Source organism: Cupriavidus sp. GW823-FHT07A04 (assembly GCF_058794615.1).
In genome coordinates this window covers 529762-549441 of record NZ_JBXAHA010000001.1, presented here as the reverse complement: position 1 = coordinate 549441, position 19680 = coordinate 529762, and the positions used below count along the sequence as shown (strand labels likewise).

The following is a 19680-nucleotide window of genomic DNA, read 5'->3' as shown; positions in this document are numbered from 1 at the left end:
CGGCAATGCCCAACGCCCGCTTGAAACGCCATCTGAGCCAGATGGCGCCGCATGTGGAAATGTGAGAAATGTCCGAGAATGGATTCGGAAGGCCGCCTACAGCGTGAACCGTAGCGCAGGCTTACCCTTTCGCGATCCCGGACCTCTCCCTTTCGGAGACCATCATGCTAGACCTGCTGATCCTAATGGCTTCCTCCCTGGTGCTGGCCGTGCTCATCTTCAAGGGATAAGGGATACCGAAAAGGGATGAAGGCCGGAAGACAACAAGGAAGGTCCAAGCGCAAGCCGCTTCAGGCTGCGGCCAGGGCCGCCTTCGTGCCGCCCATCGTGCCTTCCTCGCGCAAGCGCACGTGCCAGGCCAGCGCCTCCTCGATGAGGTGCGGGGTATGCCCGCCGCGGCGCGTGGCGCGCGTCACGTAATCACGCAGCAACTCCCGATACAACGGATCCGCGCAGTTGGCGATGATCTGCTGCGCGCGCTCGCGCGGCGCCAGGCCGCGCAGATCGGCCAGGCCATGCTCGGTCACAATGATGTCGACATCATGCTCGGTGTGATCCACGTGAGACACCATCGGCACGATGCTGGAGATGGCGCCGGCCTTTGCCATCGACTTGGTGACGAACACCGACAAATGCGCATGGCGCGCGAAGTCTCCCGACCCGCCGATGCCGTTCATCATGTGCGTGCCGCCCACATGCGTGGAGTTCACGTTGCCGTAGATATCGCACTCCAGCGCCGTGTTGATGGTGATCAGCCCGAGCCTGCGCAGCAGCTCCGGATGGTTGCTGATCTCCTGCGGGCGCAGGATCACACGCTCCTTGTACCGATCCAGGTCTGCCAGGAAGCGCGCGTAGACGGCGCTGGTCAGCGTCACCGATGATGCAGAGGCAAAGCGCAGCCGCCCGGCGTCCAGCAACTCGATCGTGCTGTCCTGCAGCACCTCCGAATACATCGTGAGATCGCGGAACGGGGAATCGATCAGGCCATGCAGCACGGCGTTGGCGATCGTGCCGATGCCGGCCTGCAGCGGCTGCAGCGAAGGTGCCAGCCGGCCTGAGCGTACTTCATGCGACAGGAAATCGTTCAGGTGCCCGGCGATCTGGCGCGTTTCCTGGTCGGGCGGCAGCGCATTGGACGGGCTATCGTCCTTTTGCGTGATCACGATGGCGGCGATCTTCGCGGGGTCCACCGGAATAAAGGGCAAGCCGATGCGCTGGTCCACCGAGACCAGCGGAATGGGCTGGCGATGTGGCCGCGCCGTCGGCAGGTAGATGTCGTGCAGGCCTTCCAGGCCGGCCGGCATACTGAGATTGATCTCGACGATCACCTTCTGCGCCAGCATCGCGAAGCTCGCGGAGTTGCCGACCGAAGTCGACGGCACGATGCCGCCGGATTCGGTGATCGCGACCGCTTCCACCACTGCCACGTCTACCGGCGCGATCTGGCGCCCGCGCAGTTGTTCCACGGTTTCGGACAGATGCTGGTCGATGAACATCACCTCGCCCGCGTTGATCTTGCGCCGCAAGGTGGCATCCACCTGGAACGGCAGGCGCCGCGCCAGCACATTGGCCTCGGCCAGCATCTTGTCGGTATCGTTGCCCAGCGAGGCGCCGGTCATCAGCGTGATGCGCAGCGGCTCGTGCGCCGCGCGCCTTGCCAGCGCCTGCGGCACCGCCTTGCAGTCGCCGGCGCGGGTGAAGCCGCTCATGCCTACGGTCATGCCGTCCCGGATCATCGCCGCCGCGGCCTCGGCCGGCATGACCTTGTCGAGCAGGCTGGCCAGCCGGATACGTTCCTTGTACATCTTATGTCTCCATGATGCCCGTCCCGGCCCGTGAGGCCGCGCCGCGCGCCGCGACAAGGCCAGGCGCCCAGTTCGGCTCGCGCTTCCTACCGGCGGGTAAGGCGCAGATAGGCAGTGTAGCCACGGCAGGCACATTCCTGCGGCGATATAAAATCATGAAAACCAGTCGTAAATCTCATACATCCCAACGCCCGCGCCAGCCCGGAGCGGGCAAAGCCAGCCCGCGCACATTGTGCGCGGTGCCGCCCTTTATGCTCTACAGTAGTTAGCACGGTCATGCTGCCAGGACGCAGGCAACACACGACGCGCGTCGCGCGGTGCCTGTGGCGGCAACGGACTGCCAAAACAGCCGTCTGGGGGAGAGACACCATGCTGGCGGAAAGCGAAGCGCGACAGGGCCAGTTGCTGGCCGACCTGATGCAGTTCGCCCAGGGCCGCCTGCCCGGCGACGTGTTCGTCCAGGCCGAGCCATTCCTGCGGCACTACTACGACCTGGCCGACGCCGAAGACCTGCTCAAGCGCAACGTGGCCGATCTCTATGGCGCGGTCATGGCGCACTGGCAGACCGCCCAGCGCTTTGTCCCGGGCAATGCGCGGCTGCGCGTCTACAACCCCAACCTCGAGCAGCACGGCTGGCACTCCGACCACTCGGTGGTGGAGATCGTCAACGACGACATGCCGTTCCTGGTGGACTCCGTCACCATGGAGATCAACCGGCTGGGGCTGGCCCTGCATTCCGCGATCCACCCGGTCTTCCGGGTCTGGCGCAACGCGGATGGCACCATCGCCAAGGTGGGCCTGGGTGGCGAGGGCGACACCACGGCGAGCGAGCCCGCCGGCGGTCCCCGGCTCGAATCCTTCATCCATTTCGAAGTGGACCGCTGCGGCGACACCGCCACGCAGGAGGCCTTGCGCAACGGCATCGCCCGCGTGCTGGGCGACGTGCGCGCCGCGGTGCAGGACTGGCCGGCGATGACCGCCATCACCCGCGCCACCATCGACACGCTGGCGCAGGGCCCGGATGGCAACCGGCCCGATACACAGGAAGCCTGCGCCTTCCTGCAGTGGATGCTGGACGAGCATTTCACCTTCCTCGGCCAGCGCGACTATGAACTGGTCACCCAGGACGACCGCTTCTTCCTGCGCGGCGTGCCCGGCTCCGGCACCGGCATCCTGAGCGAAAGCCTGCACCCGCCCGAGGAGGACACACTGACCGAGCTGCCCGCGGCGGCCACCTCGGTCATCGAAGACAGGTCGCCGATCTTCGTGACCAAAGCCAATTCGCGCTCCACCGTGCACCGGCCCGGCTACCTGGACTACGTCGGCATCAAGCTGACGGACGCCAACGGCAAGCTCTTTGGCGAGCGGCGCTTCGTGGGCCTCTACACCTCCACCACCTACATGATGTCGTGCGAGGACATCCCGCTGGTGCGGCGCAAGTTCGGCAACATCCTGGCGCGCGCGGGCTTCCTGACCAAGGGTCATCTCTACAAGTCGCTGGTGACCATCATTGAGCAATACCCGCGCGACGAACTGTTCCAGGCCGAGGAAGACGAACTGTTCCACATCACGCTGGGCATCCTGCGCCTGCAGGAACATCAGCGCATCCGCCTGTTCGTGCGACGCGACCGCTTCGACCGCTTCGTCTCCTGCCTGGTGTTCGTACCGCGCGACAAGTACAACACGGATCTGCGCCAGCGCATCCAGAAGCTGCTGATGACCGCCTTTTGCGGCAACAGCTGCGAGTTCACGCCGCAACTCTCCGAGTCACCGCTCGCGCGCATCCAGCTGATCGTGCGCGGCGAGCCTGGCACCATGCCCGAGGTCAACCCGGACGAGCTGGAAGAGCGCATCGTGCAAGCCGCCCGCCGCTGGCAGGACGACCTTGCCGCCGCCCTGCTCGACAGCACCGGCGAGGAGCAAGGCAACCGCCTGCTGCGCCGCTACGGCGACTCCTTCCCGGCCGGCTACCGCGAGGACTACCCGGCCCGCATCGCCGTGCGCGACATCGAGCTGATGGAGGCGGCACAGGCCACCGGCGGCATCGCCATGAACCTGTACCGGCCCATCGAAGCCGCACCCGGCGCATTCCGCTTCAAGGTCTACCGCGCCCGCGAGCCGATCGCGTTGTCGCTCAGCCTGCCGATGCTGGAGCACCTTGGCGTGCGCGTGGACGAAGAGCGTCCCTACCTGATCGAGCCCAACGGCGCGGCACCGGTGTGGGTCCATGATTTCGGACTGGAAATGGCCGATGGGGTCGCGGCCGGCATCGACCTTGGCGCCGATATTGCGCGCATCAAGGCGCTGTTCGAGGACGCCTTCGCGCGCGCCTGGAACGGTGAGATCGAGAACGACGACTTCAACCGCCTGGTGCTGCGCGCCGAGCTCGCCGCGCGCGACGTGACCATCCTGCGCGCCTATGCCCGCTACCTTCGCCAGGTCGGGTCGACCTTCAGCGATGCCTATATCGAGCGGGCGCTGACCGGCAACCCGGCTATCGCCTCGCGCTTCGTGGAACTGTTCGTCGCGCGCTTCGACCCCGCCACGGAAAGCGCCCGCGCCGCGCGCTGCGCGCGCCTGCAGCAAGCCATCGGCACGGAGCTGGACCAGGTGCCCAACCTCGACGAAGACCGCATCCTGCGCCTGTTCCTGGGCGTGATCAACGCCACGGTGCGCACCAACTATTTTCGCCACGGCCCCGACGGCGGGCCGCGCCCTTACCTGTCGTTCAAGTTCAACCCCGCGCTGGTGCCCGGCCTGCCCGAGCCGCGCCCGATGTTCGAGATCTGGGTCTACTCCCCGCGCGTGGAAGGCGTGCACCTGCGCGGCGGCCCGGTGGCGCGTGGCGGCCTGCGCTGGTCCGACCGGCGCGAGGATTTCCGCACCGAGGTGCTGGGGCTGATGAAGGCCCAGATGGTGAAGAACACGGTGATCGTGCCGGTGGGCAGCAAGGGCGGGTTCGTGGTCAAGCGCCCGCCGCCAGCGAACGACCGCGACGCCTTCCTGCAGGAAGGCATTGCCTGCTACCAGACCTTCCTGCGCGGCCTGCTCGACGTCACCGACAACCGCGTCGCCGGCACCTTGGTGCCGCCGCCGGAAGTGGTGCGTGAAGATGGCGACGACCCCTATCTGGTGGTCGCCGCCGACAAGGGCACGGCCAGCTTCTCCGACTACGCAAACGCGATCTCCGCGGAGTACGGCTTCTGGCTCAGCGACGCGTTTGCCTCGGGCGGCTCGGTCGGCTATGACCACAAGAAGATGGCCATCACGGCGCGCGGCGCCTGGGAATCGGTCAAGCGCCATTTCCGCGAGATGGGCGTCGACATCCAATCCGCGGACTTCACCGTCGCCGGCATCGGCGACATGTCGGGCGACGTGTTCGGCAACGGCATGCTGCTGTCGCCCCATATCAAGCTGGTGGCCGCGTTCGACCATCGCCATATCTTCCTCGACCCCAACCCCGACCCCGCCGCCAGCTTGCGCGAGCGCCAGCGCATGTTCGAGTTGCCGCGCTCGAGCTGGGCGGACTACGACATGAGCCTGGTCTCCGCCGGCGGCGGGCTGTTTCCGCGCTCCGCCAAGACCATCGCGATCACGCCGGAGGTGCAGGCGAGCCTTGGCATCAGCGCGAGCGTGCTCTCGCCCGCCGAACTGGTCCACGCGATCCTGTTGGCGCCGGTCGACCTGCTCTATAACGGCGGCATCGGCACCTATGTCAAATCCAGCCGCGAGAGCCATCTGCAAGTGGGCGATCGCGCCAACGACGCGGTGCGCGTCAACGGCGCCGAGCTGCGCTGCAAGGTGGTGGGCGAAGGCGGCAACCTTGGCTTCACGCAGCTTGGCCGCATCGAGTTCGCACTCAATGGCGGGCGCATCAACACCGATGCGATCGACAACTCTGCCGGCGTCGATTGCTCCGACCATGAGGTCAATATCAAGATCCTCCTGGGGCTGGTGGTGGCGGACGGCGAGATGACCGAGAAGCAACGCAACAAGCTGCTCGCGGAAATGACTGACGAAGTCGGCTTGCTGGTGCTCGAGGACAACTACTACCAAAGCCAGGCGCTGTCGGTTGCCGGGCGCAACGCCGCCGCGCTGCTTGATGCGGAGGGCCGGCTGATCCGGTGGCTGGAGCGCGCCGGCCGCCTCAAGCGCGCGCTGGAATTCCTCCCGAGCGAGGATGAACTGGGTGAGCGCAAGGCCGCCGGGCTGGGCCTCACCTCGCCCGAACGGGCGGTGCTGCTGGCCTACAGCAAGATGTGGCTGTACGACGAGTTGCTCACGTCGGCGCTGCCAGAGGACCCACTGGTGGCCGGCCTCCTGCCCGCCTATTTCCCGCAGCCGCTGCGTGAGCGGCACGCCGACACCATGCTGCGCCATCCGCTGCGCCGGGAGATCCTGGCCACACACCTCACCAACACGCTGGTCAACCGCATCGGCGCCACCTTTGTCCACCGCATGCAGGAAGAAACCGATGCGCGGCCCGCGGACATCGTACGCGCCTGCCTGATTGCGCGCGACGTATTCGGCCTGGACCCGCTCTGGCTGCGCATCGACGCGCTGGACAACCAGGTCGACGATGACGTGCAGGCGCGCATGTTCGTCGCCGTGGGACGCCTGCTGGACCACGCCAGCCTGTGGTTCCTGCGGCATCCGCACGCGGGCGGCCCCACCGATGGCGACAGTGCGCGCTACGCCGAAGCCGCGGCCTGGCTCACACCGCAGCTACCCGCACTGCTGGCCGGGCCAGAGGCCACCGCGCTGGCGCAATGGCGGCAAGACCTGACCCAGTCCGGCGTGGACGATGAACTGGCCCTGCGCGTGGCTGCGGGAGAAATCTCCGCGGCGGCACTGGATATCGCCGAGGTGGCGGCGGCCACGCAGCGCAGCCTGGCGCTGGTGGCGGGCGTCTATTTCGCGCTCGATACGGAGTTCAGTTTTGGCTGGCTGCGCGAACGCGCCCTGGCTTTGCCAGCCGACAGCCATTGGGACCTGCTGGCGCGCACCACGACACTCGAAGACCTCGGCCGCCTCAAGCGCGCGCTCACGGTCAGCGTGCTGGCGCAGCCACAGGCACTGGATACGCCGGCACAACTGATCGAGGCATGGCGCGGCGGGCGCCAGGCGCAGATCGAGCGTTTCTCGCGCATGCTGGCGGATCAGCGTGCATCTGGTGCGGCCGGCTTGTCGATGCTGTCGGTGGCGGTGCGGGAAATCGGCTTGCTGGAACGCAGCCAGCAAGCCGGGTAGACGCAGGCACGGCCGATTGGCGACAATGGGGGCCTTAGCCAGCGCGCTTGCACCGGACCCCCGATGAACAAACCCGTCAAAGCCGCGATTGCTGCGGCGATCGTCGTCGCTGCCACCAGCTACGCCAGCCCCTACTGGACGCTCTACCAGATGCGCGCTGCCATCGAAATGCGCGATGCCGACAAGTTCTCCCGCTATGTCGACTATCCGGCCCTGCGGGAAAGCCTGAAGGCGCAGCTGACGTTGTCCCTGCAGCAAAAGCTCGGCACGCCCGCCTTGCAGAACATGCCCTTTGCCGGCATCGGGCAGGCAATCGGCCTGGCGGTCATCAACACCATGATCGACACCATGGTGTCGCCCACCGGCGTCATGGCGCTCATGGCCGGCGAGAAGCCCGCCACGGCGCCGCAGCCAGCACCCCGCGTGCGCCCTGCCCCCGCACCTGCGGAAAACAAGGGCGAACCGGCCGGGCCCGCCAAGGAGGAAGCCGCCAAGGACGCGCTCAAGTACAGTTTGTCCTATCGCGCGCTGAACACCGTGGAAGCCTCGGCCACCAAGGACAATGGCGACCGCATTCTCATTGGCCTGACGCGCCAAGGCATATGGACGTGGAAATGGAGCAGCGTCGTGCTGCCGGAGCTTTCCAAGCCTTAGGCCATATTTGGCCTAAGGCCCCTTTTGGACCTTAGGCTTTGATGCCAGGATTCACCGGCCCCATTTCGCCTCGAGCAGCACCGCCGCCTTGATGGCGTCGATGGTCTCCTCTTCGGTCTTGAAATCGCCCAGCAGCCGCTTGGACTTGCCGCTGAGCACTGCCGCCTGGAGCGCCTTGCCGGATGCCTCCGACGTGCCCGGACTCCAGCAATAGCGCGCCGTCCATGAGCCATCCTGCAAACGCTCGGCCACCCAGATGACGCGAAAATCCTCGAACACTACCCCGAAAGGCTCGTCTTCGTTCATTGCAACCTCCACAACACGCGATCGCTCCCCTCGAACACCACGGCAGTGCGCGCGCGTGCCGTGTCAGCATCATCGCCCGGTCGGGATCGGCGTCGGGCCGGGTGATACGTCGCCGTCGGTGCGGCGATCTGGTTGATCGCGAGATGCTAGCACGCAGCCTCGCCGCCGTGTCCGCCATGGCGCACTACTGCTCCGATCGTGGGGTATCTAGTCGACAGGGATCTCGTGGCTGCCGTGCGCCAGCAGGCTCCCCGGGCTGTCGCCGAGCATGCGCGGCCTGCGCGGCTGCAACTCCAGGCCCAGGCGGATGAGCAGCTCGAACGCATCCGCCAGCAGATGCTGCTGGCGCGGCAACAAGCTGGCATAGGGCATGTCGTAGATGGACTGGTGCGAGCCACGCGCACCTTTGAGGCCGCGATCGCGGGCCATGTCGGACAGCAGCGCGGCAAAGCCGCTCAGGTCCTCGGCGGCCAGGGCGGTGTTTAGCACCGCGGCCAGCACATGGGGCGATGACGAACCCCACCCCATGGCATCGGCATTTGCGGCGCATTCTTCGGAAGCATCGAATGAGTTCATACCCGGATTAACGACAGCGATCCCGCGCCATGTAGGCTGGCCGGAGAAACTTCTGCCCGAGCCAATGCATGGCCAGGACGGCCTGCCAGGCCACCAGGATCAATCAGTCAGCCCGCGGCATAGGCAACATGGTCGACCGTCGCATCGATCAGCCGGCAAGCGCGCGCCTGCGCCCGGTCAGCGACTTCCATGAGTTCGCCCTGCTCATGCCCCACCCACGACTGCAGCGGCGACGGATTGCGCACCGCGCCTTTGGCCTCCTGGACGATCGAGGCACTCACCAGGCATCCGCGCTCATGCTGCTGTACCGAGATCAAAATCACGTAGCCTCGGTAATGCTGTGTTCTGGATTCATTCATTGCGTCTCCCTTTGCCGGCCATCGTAGCATGCCGCAGCGCAGCGTCCGGCCAGCCGGGGCAAGGGGCTGCCGGGCCTAGGTCCGGTCCTGCGGGCGATCCTGTGGGCGGCGCCCCATGCGCCAGACATTGGGCGGCTCGCCGTGGGCGGCATTCTGGAACATCCAGGCGCCGCAGACCGTGCAGCGCCAGGGCCGGTCCACCCAGCGCGAGTTGATGTCCATGCCAAGTGCGGCCGCACCCGATGCGGCCAGGTTCTCATGCGGCCCCACCGTGGTCGGCGCACCAACGAGAAGATGGCAGAGATCGCAAGCGTGCATGCCTTACTCCAACAAAACGCTCACTCCAGCGAGGGCGGAGTGCCAAAGGGATCAGCGCTCTGCTGGCCCGGCACCTCGGTCAGGTCGAACTCGTCACGCGCCTTGTCCACCACGGCCCGGATACTCCTTTCATAACCCGCGGCATTGCCGAAGGCCTTCATATCCCAGTTGCGCCCGCGCGCATCGCGCGCATGCGCTTGCGGTGCCGGCACCCGGATCTTCGCGCCGTCCTCCACAATGTCATCAATACGCTGGATGCGCCGGCTCACCTCGTCTTGCAAGGCCCTGGCAGCACGTTCGCGCTTGGCCATCCCCTACTCCTATCCTATGCGTTCCACGCGGTAAACGGCATCCGGCCAAACCAGTGCCCCCGGGACCCTGCGCATCGCAAACGTCTGTCTGAAAAGACATGCACACCGCACGGTCGATGGTTTGATTGTAGAGTCCGCCGCCCCTTCGCGACAAACCAGATTGACCTGATTGATCGGAAAAAGGCTTCGCTAACCCACCACGTCATTGGTCACCGCGACCGCAACGGGCGGGTGCACCTCACCGAACACGGACAAGCGAATGGGCATGCCTGCCAGTATGTTGGCAATGTCCTGCTCCGTGGGCTGCCAGAAAGAGTGCATCACGCCATGCGCCGCATCGAGGTGCACCGGCAGCCCCGAGAATTCCCCGTCCCTGGCGGCATCCCAGTCAAGGGGCTCGCCGACCACGAGGTTGGTGTGCTTGGTTTTCACGGGTGGCATCATGGCGCTCTCCACTGTGGAGCGAGCTCCGTGATGTAAGGAGCTGCTCAGTCCCCGCTGGGATCGCCAGCGGCAGCCATCATCCAATGGTGAAACATCTTGCCGGCAAGAGCATCGGACAGATGCATTAGTCCGTTTAGCGCTACCCGCGTGCCACCACTAGCGCGGCAAGGCAGGCGAGGATGATCAGTCCAGATATCCAGAAGTAGAGATGCTTCGCCCAGCTCCGCGTGTAGCCAATGTAATTGACTACGGCGTCAGCAACCTGTGCTCCGAGAAAAGCTAGAAACCCACCCATTCTGACTCGCCGGATAGTCTGGACGCCGCTACGTTAGCACGGGCCACGGACGGCCTAGCCGGACGCCAACAGCCCAGCTATACTGTATATCCATACAGTGTTTTCTGAGTGAAGCTATGTTCACCTGCGATCCTGGCGTCATCTATCTCTACACCCGCAACACCGGCCACACCCACGGCGCGGCCATCGCGTGCCAGACCCTGACCGTGGACGACCCACTGCTCACGGCGGATACCTGGAACCCGGAAGCCGAGGCCGCCGCGCAGGCCGCCGGCGCAACGCTCTATCTGATGGGCATCGACACCGCCGCACTCAAGGCCCTGCCCCGTCCTATCGACAGCCTGGTGATCGAGCACGATGGGGCACGGCTGCGCTTCGCACTAGCGGAAGGCATCGACTTTCTCGATGCGAGATCGCTACGCGTGCGCACACGGGGCGAGCGCCACTATGCCACTCGCGAAGAGCCGGCCGATCCGTATTGGGCCACGTGGGGCAAGGCAGCTTCATCGGCCTGGCGTGACTCGCCGGCGATTTAGGGAAGGGGTGACTGCGCGACAGCGGAGGCTGCGTCGATTCGAAGAGATTAAGGCGAATTCGATGATGCTTGTTGCCGCGTGTTTTTGTCGGGCTAAATGTTGGCGTTTTGAACAGGCAACAAAAAACCCGCACAACAAATGCTGTGCGGGTTTTTCTTAATACTGGTCGGGGCGAGAGGATTTGAACCTCCGACCACCTGCACCCCATGCAGGTACGCTACCAGGCTGCGCTACGCCCCGAAAGAAAAAGATTATATCAGAAGCTTTTTAAAAATGGCTAGTCATTAGTGCACTTTTTATTCGTGCTTCGCGATCTGTTGAAGCTGCGCGAGCAGGTGCTGCACTTCTACCAGTTCGTTGCGCAGGTTGTTGAGGTCGAGCGAGAAAACCGGCGCTTCACCGGCGGCTTCTGCTGCCAGCGCTTGTTCGTCCTCGGTGGCGGCATGGCTGTGCTGCCGCCCTTCGTCGAGGCGATTGCGAGCACCGTTGATCGTGAAGCCCTGCTCGTACAGCAGGTCGCGGATGCGCCGGATCAGCAGGACTTCATGATGCTGGTAGTAGCGCCGGTTGCCGCGTCGCTTGACGGGCTTGAGCTGCGTGAACTCCTGCTCCCAGTAGCGCAGCACATGCGGCTTGACGGCGCAAAGCTCGCTGACTTCCCCAATGGTGAAGTAGCGTTTGGCGGGAATCGGCGGCAACAAGATGCGTTCGCTGGATCTTTCCGACATACGGTGAATGGGCGGGCTTCAGGCCGTGCCGGGAGAGGTTGTGGTGCTCGCGCGGGCTAGCGCGCAAACAAGCGTGATACACGGATTCAGCAGGATAACGAGTCGTCACGCTGCTGGCAAACCATCAGCCGGGCACCGCTACCAGGCCGGCACGCTCTTCCACCAGGCCCTTGAGCTTCTGGCTGGCATGGAACGTCACCACGCGTCGTGCCGTGATAGGAATGATTTCGCCCGTCTTGGGATTACGGCCGGGACGTTGCGGCTTGTCGCGCAGCTGGAAATTGCCGAAGCCGGAGAGCTTGACGCTGTCGCCCTGTTCCAGCGCTTCGCGAATCACGTCGAAGAAAGCTTCGACCATGTCCTTGGACTCGCGCTTGTTGAGGCCGACCTGGTCGAACAGCATTTCAGCGAGCTCGGCCTTGGTAAGGGTCGGCACTTCGGCAACGCGAGCGTCGGAAGTATCTTCGTCGAGCGAGGCTGCCTGGCGGTCGCCTGCTTCACCCATTGCAGAGGCCATGAGATACGCGTGTCGATCGTTCATTGTCATTCAGTGTGGCGATCCGCCCGGATGCGGAAGTCCGGGCGCTCCATTGTCATGTCAGCTGGTAGATCAGCCGCGCATCCGCGCCTGGAATGCAGCGCCGGCGGCTTCGACCATGCAACGCACCGCACTGTCGACGGTTTCGTCCTGGAGGGTCGCCCCAGTATCTTGCAAGGTCAAGCGGAACGCAAGGCTTTTCTCGTCCGCGCCAATGGCCGCCGAAGCCGCCTTCGGACGGAACTCGTCGAACAGCACCAGGCTCTGGCAATAGCGGGCGGAACCCTGTTTTTCCAGGGCTTCGCGCATGGCGTCGAGCAGGTCCTGCACGCGCACCGACTGCTTTACCACCAGCGCCAGGTCGCGCACGGCGGCCGGGAACTTGGAGATTTCGGTGTAGCCGGGCAGGCCCACTTCACGCAATGCCAGCAAGTCCAGTTCGAACACGACCGGCGCTTGTGTCAGTTCGTACTCCTGCAGCCAGCGCGGATGCAGTTCGCCGATCACGCCGGCGACCTTGCCGTCGATTACCACTTGCGCGGCGCGACCTGGATGCAGCGCGGGATGCGATACCGGCTCGAAGCGCGCAACGCGCGGGAACAGCAACGCCTCGACATCGCCCTTGACGTCGAAGAAGTCCACCGGGCGGGTGGCGATGCCCCACTGCTCCTCGAAGGCCGGGCCGTAGGCAATGCCGCCCGCAACCATCGGCTGGCGATAGCCGGCCACCGTCAGGCCGCCATCGGCAACCGAGGCGTCGCGATGGAACACGCGGCCCACTTCAAACATCCGCACACGCGATGCCTTGCGGTTGAGGTTGTAGCGCACCTTGTCGAGCAGGCCACCGATCAGCGTGGAACGCATTACCGCCAGCTGGCTGGCGATCGGGTTCAGCAGGCGGATCGGGTTGTCGTTGCTGGCGAAGTCGCGCTCCCACTTCTCTTCGACGAAGGCGAAGTTGATCACCTCCTGGTAGTCGCGCGCGGCAATCGCGTGGCGCACCGCATGGGTTGAGCGGCGGGCTTCGTCGGTCGGGCGCATCTCGCTTTCGGCGATCGGCGGGCGTGCCGGGATACGCTCGAAGCCGTAGATGCGGGCCACTTCCTCGATCAGGTCTTCCTCGATCTCGATATCGAAGCGATAGCTCGGCGGCGTGACCACGAACACTTCGCCGTCCGCGCCTTGCTCGCGGGTGAACGGCAACTGCAGGCGCTGGAACACATCGGCGATGACCGCAGGCGACAGCTCGATGCCAAGCACGCGCTCGGCACGCGCCACGCGCAGTCGCACCGGCTTGCGTTGCGGCAGGTTGACAATCTGGTCGTCGACCGGGCCGGCCTGGCCACCGCAGATCTCGAGGATCAGCGCGCTGATGCGCTCGATATGCTCAACCGTGGTGGCGTAGTCCACGCCACGTTCGAAGCGATGTCCGGCATCGGTCGAGAAGTTGAAGCGGCGCGAGCGGCCCTGGATGGCTTGCGGCCACCAGAAGGCGGCTTCGAGGTAGATGTTGGTGGTGTCGAGCGTCACAGCGGTGCTGTCGCCGCCCATGATGCCGGCCAGGCTCTCGATCTCCTTGCCGTCGGCGATCACGCCGACCTGCTCGTCGAGCTCCACGGTATTGCCGTTGAGCAGCTTGAGCTGCTCGCCCTTGCGGCCCCAGCGCACATCCAGCCCGCCGTGGATCTTGTCCAGGTCGAAGACGTGCGAGGGGCGGCCGAGCTCGAGCATCACATAGTTGGAGATGTCGACCAGCGCGGAGATGCTGCGCTGCCCTGCTCGTTCCAGGCGTTGCACCATCCATGCCGGCGTGGCCGCGTGCGCGTTCACGCCGCGGATCACACGGCCCGAGAAACGGCCGCACAGGTCAGGGGCGGAAATCTTCACCGGCAGCTTGTCGGCCAGCGTCACGGCAACCGGCTTCATCTCCGGCAGGCGCAGCGCGGCACCGGTCAGCGCGGCGACTTCGCGCGCCACGCCGTGGATCGACAGGCAGTCGGCCTTGTTGGGGGTGAGCTTGATGACGAAGACCTGGTCGTCCAGGTCCAGGTACTCGCGAATGTCCATGCCGATCTTGGCATCTTCGGGCAGGAGCATCAGGCCGCCGTGGTCCTCCGACAGCTTGAGCTCGCGCGCCGAGCAGAGCATGCCGAAGCTGTCCACGCCGCGCAGCTTGCCCACCTTGATCTCGAACGGCTTGCCGCCCGCCTCGGACGGCGGCAGCACCGCGCCGACCAGCGCGCAAGGCACCAGGACGCCGGGCGCCACATTGGGCGCGCCGCAAACGATCTGCAGGGTCTCGCCGGTGCCGGCATCGACCTGGCAAACGTTGAGACGGTCCGCGTTGGGATGGCGCTCGGTGGAAAGCACGCGCGCCACCACCACCTTGTTGAAAGGCGGCGCGACCGGGCCGACCTCTTCCACTTCCAGCCCGGCCATGGTCAGGCTGTGCGAGAGCGCATCGGTGGAAATCTTGTCGGGATTGACGAAACTGCGAAGCCAGGATTCCGAGAATTGCATGGCGCTTCTGATCCGGTAAGTATTCTGTTCTGGGGTGTCGGTGACGATGTGCTCTGGCGCGGATACGCGCCTCAGGCGAACTGGCGCAGGAAACGCGCGTCGCCTTCGAAGAACAGGCGCAGATCGTTGATGCCGTAGCGGAGCATGGTCAGGCGTTCAAGGCCGGAACCGAAGGCAAAGCCGATATAGCGCTCGGGGTCCAGGCCCATATTGCGCAGCACATTGGGGTGCACCTGGCCCGAGCCGGAAATCTCCAGCCACTTGCCGTTGCCGAAGGCCATGTCGATTTCCGCCGACGGTTCGGTGAACGGGAAGTACGAGGGGCGGAAACGCACCTGGATGTCATCGCGCTCGAAGAACTTGCGCAGGAAGTCCGTGTACGCGCCCTTGAGGTCAGCAAAGCTCACGTCATCGCCAATCCACAGGCCTTCGACCTGGTTGAACATCGGCGAGTGCGTGGCGTCGCTGTCGACGCGGTAAGTACGGCCGGGGCAGATCACCTTGATCGGCGGCATCTCGCGGCCCTTGTACTTCTCCACGTGCATGCGCGCGTAGCGCACCTGCATCGGGCTGGTGTGGGTACGCAGCAGCAGCAGCTTGCCGTCGCTATCACGGCCGTCCACATAGAAGGTGTCCTGCATCGAACGGGCCGGATGGTTGTCCGGGTTGTTCAACGCGGTGAAGTTCATCCAGTCCGTTTCGATTTCGGGGCCATCGGCCACATCGAAGCCCACCGAGCCGAAGATCTGCTCGACCCGCTCCCAGGTGCGCATCACCGGGTGCAGGCTGCCACGGGCAACCGCGCGGCCCGGCAGCGTGACGTCGATGGCTTCGGCGGCCAGCCGCGCGTTCATCAGCGCATCGGCCAGCGCCTGGCGGCGTGCCTGCAGCGCGGCCTCGACCTGCTGCTTGGCCTGGTTGATGCGCGCGCCTTCGCTCTTGCGCGTTTCCGGGTCGAGCTTGCCGAGGCTCTTGAGCAGCTCGGTGAGCGCACCGGTCTTGCCGAGAAAGCGGGCTTTTTCGTTTTCCAGCGTGGCGTTGTCGTTGGCTGCAGCGAAGGCGGCCTGGGCGTCGGCGACGATTTGATCCGGATCCAGAGACATGGCGGCGGTCGGCGATAAATTTGGCGTCCGGGTCACGCTGGGCCCGGGCGTGGGTTGGCACTAAGTGCGATGTAGGTGCAGAGCCCGCGCGGCACCGGGGGGCGGGGCGGGCTTCGTTTCGGATGTCGTCTTGCATCGAACCAGGAACGGCGCGCGAAACGGTATCCGAAATGAAAACGGGGCTCGGTGAGGAGCCCCGTTTCTGCAGGTCCGGCCGAATCGCCATCGCGGCGACAAGCGCTGCTCAGGCAAATTTGGCGGAAATGCTGTCGACCTTGCGGTCGGTGCTTGCCCGGGAAACCACACTAGACACTAGCGTGGCACCCCGGAGCCGGCATCAGGCAACGGTGGCTTTCACCTGGTTGACGATGGCGGCAAAGGCAGGCTTGTCATGAATAGCCATGTCCGACAGCACCTTGCGGTCCAGCTCAATCGAAGCCCGCTTCAGGCCGTTCATGAACACGCTGTAGGTCATGCCATGCTCACGCGAAGCAGCATTGATACGCGCAATCCAGAGAGCGCGGAACACGCGCTTCTTGTTGCGGCGATCGCGGTATGCGTACTGGCCAGCACGCATGACCGCCTGCTTGGCGATACGGTAGACGTTATTGCGACGGCCGCGGAAACCCTTGGCGGCGACGATGACTTTCTTATGGCGGGCCCGTGCAGTGACCCCACGTTTTACTCGAGGCATGTAATGCTCCTTTCGTTTTCGTTAGGGTTATGCGTAAGGCATCATTGCGCGAACGGCCTTCAGGTTCGTCTCATGGACGTCCTGGGTGCCGCGCAACTGGCGCTTATTCTTGGTGGTCTTCTTGGTCAAGATGTGACGCTTGAAGGCCTGGCCACGCTTGAACGAACCATTCGGACGCGCAGTAAAGCGCTTGGAGGCGCTTTTCTTGGTCTTCATCTTCGGCATGAAATACTCCAGCTTCTATGACATGCATGCAGGTGGCCAGCTAGCGCCGACACTTGCAAAACCCGCATCCACTTATTGTTGCGCTAAAGCCGCGTGCGGCCTCTGCGCTGCTTTCGCACGACGCCGCGCCCGGAGGGATTCCCCTCCGGGCCGCAGCGGCGCGCAAAATCTTACTTCTTCTTCTTGGGAGACAGCACCATCACCATCTGGCGGCCTTCCATCTTCGGCATCTGCTCGACCTGGCCAACTTCTTCCAGGTCCGCCTTCAGGCGTTCGAGCACACGCGCGCCGATTTCCTGGTGCGCCATCTCACGGCCGCGGAAACGCAGCGTGATCTTGGTCTTGTCGCCGTCTTCGAGGAAGCGCTTCAGGTTGCGCAGCTTGACGTTGTAGTCGCCATCATCCGTACCCGGCCGGAACTTGACTTCCTTGACCTGGATGATCTTCTGCTTCAGCTTGGCGTCGTGCGCGCGCTTGGCTTCCTCGTACTTGAACTTGCCGTAATCCATGATACGGGCAACCGGCGGCACCGCTGTAGGAGCGATTTCCACCAAGTCCAAGTCCTTATCCTCAGCCAGGCGGAGCGCGTCCATGAACTTGACGATGCCGAGCTGCTCGTTATCAACCCCGACCAAGCGCAATTCGGGTGCGCTGATTTCGCGATTGATGCGATGACCTTTGTCTGTAGCGATGTTGCGTTACCTCAAGAAGACAAAAAACAAGCCGTGCTCATCCCATCAGGCTTTGCTGGCAACGTCCTGTTGCAGACGCTCCACAAACGCGGAAACGGACATCACGCCCAGATCCACGTTGCCACGGGCACGCACGGCCACTTGACTGGCATCCCGTTCTTTGTCGCCCACTACCAGGAGGTAGGGAATCTTCTGAAGGGAATGCTCGCGGATTTTATACGTAATTTTCTCGTTACGCAAATCCGCCTTAGCCCTAAATCCTTGTTTTTGCAGCAGTTGCACGACGTTTTCGGCATATTCCGCCTGCGAGTCGGCAATATTCAGCACCAGGACCTGCTCTGGCGCCAGCCAGGCGGGCAGCGCGCCGGCGTGGTTTTCCAGCAAGATGCCCAGGAAGCGCTCGAAAGAGCCCAGGATGGCCCGGTGCAGCATGACCGGGCGCTTGCGCGAGTTGTCTTCGGAGACGTATTCGGCATCCAGGCGCTCCGGCAGCACCAGGTCCAGCTGCAGCGTGCCACATTGCCAAGACCGGCCGATGGCGTCCTTGATATGGTATTCCACCTTGGGGCCGTAGAAGGCGCCCTCGCCCGGCAGCTCCTCCCACTCCACGCCGCAGGCGCGCAGCGCCAGGCGCAGGCCTTCCTCAGCGTGATCCCAGACCTCGTCCGAACCGGCGCGCTGATCCGGGCGCAGCGACAACTTGACCGCGATGTCCTTGAAGCCGAAATCGTCGTACACGGAGAACGCCAGCTCGTTGAAAGCCTTGGCCTCCGCGACGATCTGCTCTTCCGTGCAGAAAATGTGCGCATCATCCTGCACAAAGCCACGTACGCGCATCAGCCCGTGCAGCGCGCCGGAGGGCTCGTTGCGATGGCAGGCGCCGAACTCGGCCAGGCGCAGCGGCAGGTCGCGGTAGGAGCGCAGGCCGTGATTGAAAATCTGCACATGCCCGGGGCAGTTCATCGGCTTGATCGCGTAGTCGCGCTTCTCCGACTCCGTGACGAACATGTTCTCCTTGTAGTTCTGCCAGTGACCTGACTTCTCCCACAGCGAACGATCCATCACTTGCGGCGTGCGCACTTCTTCATAGCCGGCCTGCGTCAGGCGGCCACGCATGTACTGCTCCACCGCTTGCCACACCTGCCAGCCCTTCGGGTGCCAGAACACCATGCCCGGCGCCTCCTCCTGCAGGTGGAACAGGTCAAGCAGCTTGCCCAGCTTGCGGTGGTCGCGCTTCTCGGCCTCTTCCAGCATGTGCAGGTAGGCTTCCTGGTCTTCCTTCTTGGCCCAGGCCGTGCCATAGATGCGCTGAAGCATCTCGTTCTTGGCGTCGCCGCGCCAGTAGGCACCCGCCACCTTCATCAGCTTGAAGACCTTGAGCTTGCCCGTGGACGGCACGTGCGGGCCACGGCAGAGGTCGACGAACTCGCCTTCGCGATACAGGCCGATCTCCTGGTCCTGCGGGATCGAGGCGATGATCTCGGCCTTGTACTTCTCGCCCATCGACTCGAACAGCTTCACGGCTTCGTCGCGGCTCCAGACTTCGCGCGTTACCTTCTCGTCCTTCTTGGCGAGCTCGGCCATCTTCTTCTCGATGGCGACCAGGTCCTCGGGCGTGAACGGGCGCTTGTAGGCGAAGTCGTAGTAGAAGCCGTTCTCGATCACCGGGCCGATCGTCACCTGCGCCTCGGGATACAGTGCCTTGACAGCGTAGGCCAGCAAGTGCGCCGTCGAGTGACGGATCACATCAACGCCATCAGCATCCTTGTCCGTGACGATGGCGAGAGCAGCATCGCGCTCGATGAGGAAGCTGGTGTCGACCATCTGCCCATCCACCTTGCCCGCCAGGGCTGCCTTGGCCAGGCCCGAGCCAATGCTCTGCGCCACTTCGGCCACCGTTACCGGGCCGGGGAATTCGCGTCGGGAACCATCCGGCAGCGTGATTGCGATCATCTTGCACCTCATCAGAAATCCACCCGCCAGCGCCGTGCGGCCGGCAAGCGAATAAAAAGCATCTTGTAGCGCCCGGCTCATGCCTTTCGTGAAACCAGCATGGGCCTGGCAGCGGGGACTTCGCTCGGATCCACCCACGGGCGACCGAGCAGGATAGCAGGGAGCCAACAAGCGACAGACGAAAAAAAACGCAGCCAAGGCTGCGTTGTTTTTCGATTTAACCCCAATCCACCGGGTCCGAAGGCGCACCTCGACTACTGTCGCTAATTAGCGGTAGTAGTTCGCTGTGTCTTGAACATGGCGCCTCTTCCGTTCCAGGTTATCGGGATCAACCGGACTGCTTCGGTACTTCTTACTGCTATGCGTTGGTAGG

General features: G+C 64.2%; 18 protein-coding genes and 1 tRNA gene. 3 read left to right on the top strand and 16 right to left on the bottom strand.

All coding sequences use genetic code 11. The features are described 5' to 3' along the window. Positions 1-290 precede the first annotated feature (290 nt). Positions 291-1805, bottom strand: coding sequence for a succinyl-CoA:acetate CoA-transferase ScpC (scpC, locus tag AC1Q7Q_RS02580; protein ID WP_492374718.1), 1515 nt, complete (start codon positions 1803-1805; stop codon positions 291-293). Positions 1806-2174: 369 nt separating this feature from the next. Here scpC and AC1Q7Q_RS02575 point away from each other — a divergent pair, with 369 nt between their 5' ends. Together AC1Q7Q_RS02575 and AC1Q7Q_RS02570 are read left to right on the top strand one after the other, a co-directional pair. Then, positions 2175-7055 carry an NAD-glutamate dehydrogenase gene (locus AC1Q7Q_RS02575; protein WP_492374719.1) on the top strand — a complete coding sequence of 1627 codons (4881 nt, stop codon included), beginning with the start codon at positions 2175-2177 and terminating at the stop codon, positions 7053-7055. A 63-nt stretch (positions 7056-7118) separates the two neighbouring features. Beyond that, on the top strand, positions 7119-7709 hold the full coding sequence (locus AC1Q7Q_RS02570; RefSeq protein WP_492374720.1) for a DUF2939 domain-containing protein: 591 nt from the start codon (positions 7119-7121) through the stop codon (positions 7707-7709). Positions 7710-7760: 51 nt separating this feature from the next. Here the strand turns inward: AC1Q7Q_RS02570 and AC1Q7Q_RS02565 are convergent, their stop codons facing one another. From AC1Q7Q_RS02565 to AC1Q7Q_RS02540, 6 genes are all read right to left on the bottom strand, one after another. Continuing rightward, positions 7761-8015, bottom strand: a complete 255-nt coding sequence (locus AC1Q7Q_RS02565) for a hypothetical protein (protein WP_441630569.1) — start codon at positions 8013-8015, stop codon at positions 7761-7763. Positions 8016-8222: 207 nt separating this feature from the next. Then, positions 8223-8591, bottom strand: a complete 369-nt coding sequence (locus AC1Q7Q_RS02560; protein ID WP_492374721.1) for a hypothetical protein — start codon at positions 8589-8591, stop codon at positions 8223-8225. Between the two features lie 107 nt (positions 8592-8698). Then, complete coding sequence (locus tag AC1Q7Q_RS02555) at positions 8699-8950, bottom strand: hypothetical protein (protein ID WP_150983934.1); 252 nt, start codon at positions 8948-8950, stop codon at positions 8699-8701. A 75-nt stretch (positions 8951-9025) separates the two neighbouring features. After that, on the bottom strand, positions 9026-9268 hold the full coding sequence (locus AC1Q7Q_RS02550; RefSeq protein WP_492374722.1) for a hypothetical protein: 243 nt from the start codon (positions 9266-9268) through the stop codon (positions 9026-9028). A 20-nt stretch (positions 9269-9288) separates the two neighbouring features. Next, complete coding sequence (locus AC1Q7Q_RS02545; protein ID WP_492374723.1) at positions 9289-9579, bottom strand: hypothetical protein; 291 nt, start codon at positions 9577-9579, stop codon at positions 9289-9291. 189 nt (positions 9580-9768) lie between these two features. Further along, positions 9769-10023, bottom strand: coding sequence for a hypothetical protein (locus tag AC1Q7Q_RS02540; protein ID WP_492374724.1), 255 nt, complete (start codon positions 10021-10023; stop codon positions 9769-9771). Between the two features lie 411 nt (positions 10024-10434). Here AC1Q7Q_RS02540 and AC1Q7Q_RS02535 point away from each other — a divergent pair, with 411 nt between their 5' ends. Beyond that, positions 10435-10854, top strand: coding sequence for a hypothetical protein (locus AC1Q7Q_RS02535; RefSeq protein ID WP_492374725.1), 420 nt, complete (start codon positions 10435-10437; stop codon positions 10852-10854). A gap of 163 nt (positions 10855-11017) precedes the next feature. Here the strand turns inward: AC1Q7Q_RS02535 and AC1Q7Q_RS02530 are convergent. The 9 genes from AC1Q7Q_RS02530 to thrS form a co-directional block, all read right to left on the bottom strand. Then, positions 11018-11094: transfer RNA gene (locus tag AC1Q7Q_RS02530), tRNA-Pro, on the bottom strand. A gap of 56 nt (positions 11095-11150) precedes the next feature. After that, positions 11151-11582 carry a MerR family transcriptional regulator gene (locus AC1Q7Q_RS02525; RefSeq protein WP_492374726.1) on the bottom strand — a complete coding sequence of 144 codons (432 nt, stop codon included), beginning with the start codon at positions 11580-11582 and terminating at the stop codon, positions 11151-11153. Positions 11583-11706: 124 nt separating this feature from the next. Next, the gene (locus AC1Q7Q_RS02520) at positions 11707-12087 is read right to left on the bottom strand and encodes an integration host factor subunit alpha (RefSeq protein WP_492374749.1); all 381 of its coding nucleotides are present in this window, start codon (positions 12085-12087) and stop codon (positions 11707-11709) included. A 105-nt stretch (positions 12088-12192) separates the two neighbouring features. Beyond that, positions 12193-14640 carry a phenylalanine--tRNA ligase subunit beta gene (gene pheT / locus AC1Q7Q_RS02515; protein WP_492374727.1) on the bottom strand — a complete coding sequence of 816 codons (2448 nt, stop codon included), beginning with the start codon at positions 14638-14640 and terminating at the stop codon, positions 12193-12195. Between the two features lie 71 nt (positions 14641-14711). Then, a complete protein-coding gene (gene pheS, locus AC1Q7Q_RS02510) occupies positions 14712-15743 on the bottom strand; it encodes a phenylalanine--tRNA ligase subunit alpha (protein WP_492374728.1) in 1032 nt (343 codons plus the stop codon). A 337-nt stretch (positions 15744-16080) separates the two neighbouring features. Beyond that, on the bottom strand, positions 16081-16437 hold the full coding sequence (gene rplT, locus AC1Q7Q_RS02505) for a 50S ribosomal protein L20 (RefSeq protein WP_006163216.1): 357 nt from the start codon (positions 16435-16437) through the stop codon (positions 16081-16083). Between the two features lie 27 nt (positions 16438-16464). Beyond that, positions 16465-16662, bottom strand: a complete 198-nt coding sequence (gene rpmI, locus AC1Q7Q_RS02500) for a 50S ribosomal protein L35 (RefSeq protein ID WP_006163215.1) — start codon at positions 16660-16662, stop codon at positions 16465-16467. 170 nt (positions 16663-16832) lie between these two features. Further along, positions 16833-17354 (bottom strand): translation initiation factor IF-3, encoded by a 522-nt coding sequence (gene infC, locus AC1Q7Q_RS02495; RefSeq protein ID WP_081488948.1) that lies wholly within the window; start codon positions 17352-17354, stop codon positions 16833-16835. A gap of 45 nt (positions 17355-17399) precedes the next feature. Then, positions 17400-19307 carry a threonine--tRNA ligase gene (thrS, locus tag AC1Q7Q_RS02490; RefSeq protein ID WP_043345032.1) on the bottom strand — a complete coding sequence of 636 codons (1908 nt, stop codon included), beginning with the start codon at positions 19305-19307 and terminating at the stop codon, positions 17400-17402. Positions 19308-19680: the final 373 nt, after the last annotated feature.